This is a genomic window from Desulfuromonas sp. (assembly GCA_002869615.1).
In the GTDB taxonomy this organism is placed as follows: Bacteria; Desulfobacterota; Desulfuromonadia; order Desulfuromonadales; family UBA2294; genus BM707.
This window is the reverse complement of the sequence record PKUH01000010.1, coordinates 1-3,308: the sequence shown is the minus strand read 5'-3', so window position 1 is coordinate 3,308 and position 3,308 is coordinate 1. Positions and strand designations below refer to the sequence as shown.

General features: G+C 57.3%; 2 protein-coding genes. Both read left to right on the top strand.

Translation table 11 applies throughout. The features are described from left to right. Positions 1–7: 7 nt before the first annotated feature. Positions 8–571 (top strand): hypothetical protein, encoded by a 564-nt coding sequence (locus C0623_01705; GenBank protein ID PLY03345.1) that lies wholly within the window; start codon positions 8–10, stop codon positions 569–571. A gap of 5 nt (positions 572–576) precedes the next feature. Beyond that, positions 577–2,964 carry a protein tyrosine kinase gene (locus C0623_01700; protein ID PLY03344.1) on the top strand — a complete coding sequence of 796 codons (2,388 nt, stop codon included), beginning with the start codon at positions 577–579 and terminating at the stop codon, positions 2,962–2,964. Positions 2,965–3,308: the final 344 nt, after the last annotated feature.

The window sequence follows — 3,308 nt, the reverse complement described above, 5'->3', positions numbered from 1 at the left end:
GCTCTACATGGATCGACCGCTGACCCTGTTGCAGGGCATCTCCGAAGGGGGCGGTCTGCTCGACACCGCCAACCTGAGCAGCGCCCGCCTGGTTCGCGGCAAGCAGACCATGCCGGTCGATCTGTTCGCCCTGCTCAACGGCGGCGACCAGTCGCAGAATGTCTGGCTGCAGCCGGGTGACACCATTTACGTGCCGGACGAGAAGAACCTCAATGTCTTTGTCTTCGGCGCCGTCAAAAAGCCGGGGCCGGTTGCCATGCCGAACGGTCAGCTGACCCTGCCGCAGGCGCTTGCCTCGGCCGGAATCAACGATATCCGCGGAGCGGTGGAATATATCCGGGTGATCCGTTCGCACAGCGCCATCCGGGGTGAACTGCTGGTCGTTGATCTTGAGGCGATGCTGCGCGGTCGCGCCTTGCCTTTTGTTTTGCAAGAGGGGGATATCATATACGTGCCCCGGAGTCGGGTCGGAAACTGGAACGAAGCGATCGAAGAGGTCCTGCCTTCTCTGCAGATTGTAAGTGCCATGCTGAGCCCGTTTGTTCAGATCCAATACCTCAGGGATAATTGATTGTAATGAATGAGTACCGTAATCATCCGGGCCCGCCACGTACCGAAGAAGTTCATCTGCAGGACTACCTGAATGTCCTGTTTCGCCGCCGCAAGTACGCCCTGGCGACGTTTCTCGCCATCGTCATCCTGGTCGTCCTGTATACGTTCTTGACCCGGCCGGTATTCGAGGCTGCGGCGACCCTGCATGTCCAGGACGAAAAGGTCAAGGGGGGCGGCGACCTGCTCGGCGATCTCGGCCTGTCGCGTGACAACCCGATCGAAACCGAGGTTGAAATCCTCAAGTCGCGGACCAACACCGAAGAGGTGGTCCGGCGGCTGCAATTGAACTGGGGGGTCGAGGATACCGCTGAATCGGTCCGCTTCAACCTGCTCGAGTTCACCTCGCAGGAAGAAGAGCCGGAATACCTGGTCACTTTGACCAAGCCCGGACATTTTACCGTGCGCGGCAAGTCCTGGCAGAGCGCTGTCCCGGGCCAGGTTGCCAAGCTTTTCCAGCACGCCGAAATGTCGCTGCTGATTGATGCCCTCGAAGGGGAGGCGGGCGACACCTTTACCCTGATTCTGAAACCGTTCAATGCAACCGTTCGCTCATTGCGGAGCACAGTCAATGCCAGCGAAGTCGGCAAGGGGACCAATATTATCCGGCTCTCCTATCAGAACACCGATCCGCGGCTGGCAAGCGACATCGTCAATACCCTGGCGACGGTCTACCTTGACCGCAACATTGTTTTCAAAACCGAAGAGGCGCGCAAGTCGGTTGAATTTATCAGTCAGCAGCTCGATGACGTGCGCCAGCTGCTCGACGAGGCCGAGGACTCGCTGCAGGACTTCAAGAGCCAGTCCGGAATTATCCGGCTCGACACCGAAGCCGAAACCCTGATCGGGCAGTTGACGATGGCCGACAAGGAAAAGAACGCCTACCGTTTGCACTCCCGCCAGGCCGAATTCGCTATTAATGCCCTGCAGGAGGCGATCCGCGATGGCAAATCCTATGCGCCATCCTCACTGCTCGACGACCCGGTACTCGCCGAACTGGCAAAAGAGCTGGCCCGACTGGAGGTCGAACGGATGCGTCTGCTGGCCGACTTTACCGAGGCCCACCCTTCGGTGCAACAGGTCAACAGCCAGATCGCCGAAGCGCAGCGACGGATGCTGGCAACCTATCAGTCCCTGCAGGATGGTTATCGGCTCCGGATCAGGGATCTCGATAAGGAGATCGCCAGGTTTGAAAAGAAGTTGAAGGGGCTCCCCGAAGCCGAACAGCAGCTGGTGCGCCTGACCCGGCTGGCAACCGTCAATGCCGATATCTACACCTTCCTGCTGCAGAAGCATGAAGAGGCGCGGATTGCCAGGGCGGCAACGATCAGCAGTATCAATATTATCGACCCGGCGATCGTCCCGGATACTCCGATCAAGCCGAACAAGAAAAAGAACCTGCTGCTCGCCCTGATCGTCGGCTGTATGGCCGGCATCGGCGTCGCATTCTTTCTCGAATACCTCGACGATACGATCAAGGATGCCGAAAGTGCCCGCCAGGTTCTCGATGTACCGGTGTTGTCGGTCATTCCTTTCATCAGCCCCCGGAACGGTAATGGTGACGACGAGTCTTCTCCGGACAAGATCAAGCGGACCCTGATTACCCATCTCGAGCCCCGCTCGCCGGCGGCCGAGGCCTTCCGGACCCTGCGCACCGGCATCCATTTCTCGTCCTTCGACGAAGAAAAAAAGGTCATCCTCGTTACCAGCTCTTTCCCGGGAGAGGGGAAGACCACCGTCGCCGCCAATCTCGCGGAAACGATGGCCAAAACCGGCTCGAAGGTCTTGCTCATCGGCTGTGACCTGCGCCGGCCATCGCTGCATACAATCTTCGATCAGCCCCGCTCTCCCGGCCTGACTGAAGTGTTGATTGACGATTCGAAGCTGGAGGATGCGATTCACCGGACCGGTATCAACAAGCTCGACTTTATCAGTGCCGGGATGACGCCGCCGAACCCGGCCGAGCTGATCGGTTCGTCACGCATGCAGGAGGTTCTGGACGAGCTCAAAGTCGATTACGATACGATAATCCTCGATGCGCCGCCGCTATTGGCGGTCACTGACTCTTCCCTGCTGTCGGTGTATGCCACCATGGCGGTGGTCGTCCTCGAAGCCGGCCGGGTCCAGGTGCGGGCCTTGCAGCGGATGAAGGAACTGCTCGAGTCACTGCAGATCAAGGTCGCCGGCATGGTTCTCAACGACAAGAGCGGCAAGGGGATGGAGTACTACAGTTACTACCGCGATCGTTACGGCAAGTACGGTTATGGCCAGTACGGTTACTACAGCAGCGGTTACGACTCCGATGCTCCACCGGCTAAAAAGTCACTACTCGACAAGGTCCTGTGGTGGAGGTAGGTGGGGAAGAGGACAGTGTCAGATGCATGCTGTGAGCTGTGAGCTGTAAGCTGTAGGCTGTAGGCTGTAGGCTGTAGGCTGTAAGATAGTTAAAGGCATTGGCTTCGTGATGACTTCATGATTAAGGCGGATAAAGGCCGAGATTAAGGATTTGGTTTGCATCAGGAAGTTATCAAGGAATTTATCGTGAGGCAAAAGGTTTTGTTTCAAAGCTGGACAAAGGCATTGGCTTCGTGATGACTTCGCGATCAAAGCGGATAAGGGCCGTGATTAAGTATTTGGATTACATCAGGAAGTTATCGAGGAATTTATCGTGAGGCAAAAGGTTTTGGTTCAAAGCCAGG